The sequence below is a fragment of the Pantoea sp. ME81 genome (assembly GCF_903970985.1).
Taxonomy (GTDB): Bacteria; Pseudomonadota; Gammaproteobacteria; order Enterobacterales; family Enterobacteriaceae; genus Pantoea; species Pantoea communis.
Map to the genome: position 1 here is coordinate 1 of NZ_CAJCKS010000251.1, position 5,299 is coordinate 5,299.

General features: G+C 50.3%; 4 protein-coding genes. All 4 read right to left on the reverse strand.

Features of this window, described 5'->3' with window-relative positions; genetic code table 11:
* The coding region (locus H7A81_RS25405) for an SUMF1/EgtB/PvdO family nonheme iron enzyme (RefSeq protein ID WP_182059116.1) at positions 1 to 833 on the reverse strand (833 nt) is incomplete at its 3' end.
* A 165-nt stretch (positions 834 to 998) separates the two neighbouring features.
* Positions 999 to 1,961, reverse strand: a complete 963-nt coding sequence (locus tag H7A81_RS25410) for an SUMF1/EgtB/PvdO family nonheme iron enzyme (protein ID WP_166932435.1) — start codon at positions 1,959 to 1,961, stop codon at positions 999 to 1,001.
* On the reverse strand, positions 1,958 to 4,321 hold the full coding sequence (locus H7A81_RS25415; protein WP_182059117.1) for a hypothetical protein: 2,364 nt from the start codon (positions 4,319 to 4,321) through the stop codon (positions 1,958 to 1,960). The genes H7A81_RS25410 and H7A81_RS25415 overlap by 4 nt, the downstream gene beginning before the upstream one ends.
* A 14-nt stretch (positions 4,322 to 4,335) precedes the next feature.
* Positions 4,336 to 5,299: type VI secretion system Vgr family protein (locus H7A81_RS25420; RefSeq protein WP_182059118.1), on the reverse strand; the 964-nt coding region annotated here is incomplete at its 5' end.

The following is a 5,299-nucleotide window of genomic DNA, read 5'->3' on the forward strand; positions in this document are numbered from 1 at the left end:
CCGCGCAACACCTTCCAGTATTGCCCTGTCTCTTCATCTTTAATCACGCCGGACTCCGGTCCATGAGGGTCTTTAACCGGAGATTTTGCGTACCAGTCCGGATCATACCAGTCCATGACCCACTCTCTGCCGTTATCCGCCATGCCATACAGGCCTGCCGGAGACGGGGGAAATTTATCGACAGGTAAACTGAGAATCCCCGGGTCGATTCCAAAAGGCCGGGCTGCGAGTTCCCGATCTTCATAAGTACCAAAATTCTCCCCTAGCTCTGTTTCTCTGTTGACACGCAGGGAACCGTCATCCGTTGCGATACTGACGTACTTCCCCCGGCTTCTCGCGGCATACTCCCACTGTGCTTCTGTCGGGAGCGAGAAATTTAGCCCTGTCTGGTTCTTAAGCCACTGGCAGTACTTATCTGCATTGTGCCAGTTGATAATCGCCGGGCTGTTTTTTAACACCGTCATTTTAGCGAGTCTTTCATTCCTGTACTCTTTATTAAAGCTCTGCGCTGGCAACCCAGAAACTTCCAGGTAAAAATTATAGTCCTGATGCGTAATTTTGAATCTGGATATTGAGAAGGTTGATAGCTCAACTTCATGAGCTGGCTTATTGTTTTTATCTATAGTACAGAACGCCCCGCCGCTGCGCATTTCTGAACAAAAATCCCCCATCAGAAAGGTACCTGCCGGCATATAGACCATATCCGCTCTGACGCGGCTGATGAATATATCCAGCTCTTTATTCTGCTCTGCCGTGAGGGGCGAAGTGACCACCTTCTTATCATCACACCCTGAAAGGAGTATCAGGAGGAGAACAGCTAAGTTCTTTTTCATTTTCGGGCCGGCTCAAGGTTATATTTTGTGATGGCACTCTGTGGCGTCACATGACAGAGCGAGGCGTTCCAGGGTTTGTCTTCGCAATAAAAGAGGGCGTGTAGTTGGACTGCATCGGTTTTAGTCCGGCATCATTTCGGTTTATTGATTGTTAAACCACAGAGGCTAATTCAGCGGCGCCGACTCATTCACCACACAACGGGCAGTAATGCCGGCAGGGTAATCCGGTTCGGGAATTTTGTAACTGCGGCTGAACGTGAGACCGGACGGCCTTCCCGGTGATGGCCGGATGGCTCCGCGCAGCACCTTCAAATGTTGCCCGGTATCCTTACCTTTGATCACACCAGACTCGGGGCCCTGAGGGTCTTTAACCGGAGACTTTTTGTACCAGTCCGGATCATACCAGTCTATTACCCACTCCTTACCGTTTTCAGCCATACCATTGATGCCAGCCGGTGAAGGCGGGTATTTATCAACTGCAAATCTGACATAAAGAAAGTCGATCCCCAACTGACTAGCTATCTTATCTATATCTTCCTCTGTAGCAAAATTTTCACCGGCATTAGTCTTCCTGTCATAGCGCAGAGAGCCATCATCTGTGGCTATACTGATATACTGCCCTTTATTTCTGGCAGAATATTCCCACTGTGCTTCAGTCGGGAGTGAATAATTTAAACCAGTTTTCTCCCTGAGCCAGGAGCAGTAATTATCCGCCTCATACCAGTTAATAATCGCCGGTCCTTCTTTCATAGCCGTCATTGCAGACAGAGATTTATTTCTCCATGGCTTTTCAAAGTTCTGAGGAGGAAGCCCGCTTGTTTTTAGATAAAAACTATATTCTTCATGTGTAATTTTGTTCTTTGAAATTGAAAAGGCTGACAGTTCAACTTTGTGAGCTGGCTTATTATTCTTATCAATCGTGCAATAAGCCCCGCCATTACGCATCTCTGAGCAAAAGTCTCCCATCAGAAATGTCCCTGCCGGCATGTAGACCATGTCAGCTCTGACGCGACTGAGAAATACGTCCAGCTCTGTCTTCTGTTCTGCCGTCAGGGCCGGAGTGGCCACCTTTTTTTCGTCACACCCTGAAAGGACTATCAGGAGGAATACAGCTAAGTTCCGTTTCATTTTTGGACCGGCTCAAGGTTATGTGTTGTGATAGCACTCTGCGGCGTCAAATGACAGAGCGAGGCGTACCAGGGATTATCTTCGCAGTACAGGGCGTACTGCTTCGTACAGTTGGGCGCAAACGGGTAGCCGAAAGCCGGTTTTTCCTTTAAACGCCGATACACTTCGCGGAAGTCCTGCAGTTCCAGCTTCTGAATCAGGTCATTCAGCCGCTGGTCCTGGTTGATCCCAGTCTGCAGAAACGTGCGTATCAACTCTTCCTGACGTTTAATCAGGCGGGCCTGTGCCAGCGCTGAAGATGAAGCACCCGGGATTTTCTCCCCGCCATCCGTCATTCTTACCAGCACCTCGGCCCACTCGCGCCTTGTCTGGATGCTGCTTAAAATCGTCAGCACCGCTTTTTTACGCTCATGTCCCGTATCCGGAACAGGGAAAAGCCCATTTTCTGTGTTATCTACAAGAGAGGCTAAGGTATGATTACCTGGGTCAATACGGTCATATGCACCACTCTGAATCAGAAGGTGAAGTGCAATACCTTTTCCTTCCGGGGTGAAATGATAGACTTGTGAAGGGCGTTGATTAATAAAACTCGCAAACTTATTCCGTTTTGATGATGAGTCTACTTTTTTCGACATTTCATTAATGAAATCAGTGAAATCTCTCATCAGTTTGTCAACATCAGCTTCCATCGCTAAGAAATAGTTAGCGTAAATATATTCCCCACCCATTAAAATAATATAGGTCAGCGCCTTAAAAGCATCCTTAGCAAACACCTTAAAATAACGGTAATCCATACCGTACAGCTGGTAAACCGCCCAAACCGCAAACTCGGTAAACTGATGTGGTGTAACTTCTCCCTGCGCTGAGCCTTTAGCTCCGACTCCAAGGCAAACCCCGCCGGATATCCGGAATTTAAACTTCCCGTCTTCGAACCAGATCTCGTACTCCCCGGACCCGCCCAGCCCAGCCTGTAGCTCGCCCCCCGCAATAAATGCGGCAAAATCGGTGAACTTCCCCACCCTTTGGGCAGACGCCGCGGATTTAGGGCTGATACTCAGCACTTTGTCCAGCACCTTCGTGTCCGGTATCGACGCCTCCATGCCAAACGTGCGCAACATATCCGGCAGGTGGTCCACCAGAGACTCAAACGGCTTCAGCCACTGCAGCGCGCCGCCAAAGGTCCCGCCGGCGGATACACCCGCGAACAACTCTGCCTTGACCGACGTTGCGGCAGATGTCTCCTTTTCCGTATCAACCATGACCCCTTTCTGACGCTGTGCAAAGCGGGAGTATGGCGCGCGGACACCCATCAGCTTCTGCTGTCCGTCACTCACCACAAATTGCAGATTCCCTTCTATCTTCGCTGAGGCGCCTGCAAATCCCGTCAGTCCCGCATCAATCCTTGACCGCAGCACGCCCAGGTTCGCCTCTTTATTTTCATCGTTGATGATAAATTTCAACTGCCACCCGCCACGATCCGGCTGATAAAAGGTGGCTTTGACGTGCGCCTCTGCAAGCGTCAGCGTTGCTTCAGCCTCGCCGCTGATGCTTCCCGCATTTTCATTCCGGTTCCAGTCAAGCTGCGCACCCGCGTTAGAGGAAAAACGGAGAAACTGTGCGCCTGCGGAGACATCGATAACGCGCCCCTCTGCAGCATAGTCATCCTGCCCGTTCCAGGCCTCTGCCCACTCAGTCAGGCTGGCCTCATACGTTCCGTTCGCACCGAAGGCGGTGTTTCCTGAGGACATTTGCGTGAGCGACTCTCTGACCTTCTGAAAACGTTCCCGTATCGCTTTCGTGCTGATAGCAATGATGTTCCCGTCCTTATCACGCTGGTAAAAATCCTCTACACCCAGGTTGTTCAGGCTGATGACCGTCATCCTGCCCGAGAAAGCCTCGTAGTCCGTTTTCTTTATGTAACAATAGAACCGCCCGTAGATGCCCTTCTTCAGAGGCTCAAGAGGAATAAGTTCAACGAGGCCGGCATAACCCGCCTGCTCATCAAACTCCCCCACCTCCTTCTGCAGCGCCTCTGTCGCTTTTTCAGTCTCTATTTCCGTCGACACGACCGCATCGAAATAAGCCGGTAGCGCTTCCTGGCTGGCTATGTCATTACGCTTTTTATAATAAGCCTCAATCGCCGCTGAATGACGGACCCGTGCCTTTTCAAGCCTGTCCATCAACTCACTTAGCTTGCTGGTTAAATCATCAAACTCACCTGAATCAGATTCATCCAGGAAAATGACTTCCGTGGTTTCCGGTCGGAAATAGCACTGGCAGGAGGTGTGATGCGCATTAACAGTGTTACCGTCTTTTTTGCTCAGTGCATTTTCTGCCGCGGGAGGGTGTTTCGCGCTCATTGATTAAAGTCCCTTTATTCGTAATGCAGTGATATCGCGGCCTCGTTCAGGCCGTAGTGCGCTTGCGTATATCCCTGCTCGTCCGTCACGCCACGCAGGATTTGTCCGTCTGCGCTTTCAATTCGGTAAGGTATATAGGCTTTAGGCTGTTGTGTGGACTGATCCAGAACACGGAAGCGACCGTTCATCGTGTTCGTAAACTGCGGGTCGCTGACGGGAACGGCTGAAAGTGCAGTCTCCAGTGAGGCATTACCACCCCACGCAATATCTCCACTTTTAAGAGATATCCTCGAAGGAGCACCTATTTCTACGGATCCGTCTTTAATTTTTATATAGGCGCCACCTTTGCTGGTCAGGGTAATTCCCTGGCTGGCATTGAGGATTATTTCCCCGCTGATACTGTTAACCGCCAAATTTTTGTTTGCCTGAAGGCGCATGGCATCGGTTTGTGCCTGAATGTCGACATCGCCTTTTGCTGCATATACTTTTAGCCCCATCCGGTGCGCAAAAAGGCTGATGGCTTCTCCCGCTGCAACTGTGAAACGTTTCACAATACTCATATCGACATTTTTGCCTGCTGTTGCCGTCAGGCTTTGGCCTGAAGAGAGTTGAATATTGCTCGCCGTTGCTGCGGCTATGCCTGCGGGTGCAGATAGCAGAATTCCGGCATCTTTTAACTGATTAAGCGCTTCCGCTAATTTTTGTTGGGACTGAGCATCAGACTCAAGCGCACCGGATGTTTGAGCACTCTGTGCAAGCGCAGTGACCATCTGAAGCGCGCTCTGCAGTTCTGCAATTGCTGTATTCATATCCAGCATACTGCCCTGGGATTTTGGCTGTTTATCTGCGGAAATTAACACCCCTGCTCCGCCCCGAATCGCAATATGCTTGTCAGTCCGTAGTTCAGCCCCTTCACCGCGTAACTCCCGGGTTGCACTCACGTTATGCCCCAGATTCAGCTGCGTCTTGCCACCATAC

Bases quoted from the DNA above. Each gene is read 5' to 3' on its own strand.
- H7A81_RS25410 (WP_166932435.1), bottom strand. From the start codon at position 1,961: ATGAAACGGAACTTAGCTGTATTCCTCCTGATAGTCCTTTCAGGGTGT.
- H7A81_RS25415 (WP_182059117.1), bottom strand. From the start codon at position 4,321: ATGAGCGCGAAACACCCTCCCGCGGCAGAAAATGCACTGAGCAAAAAA.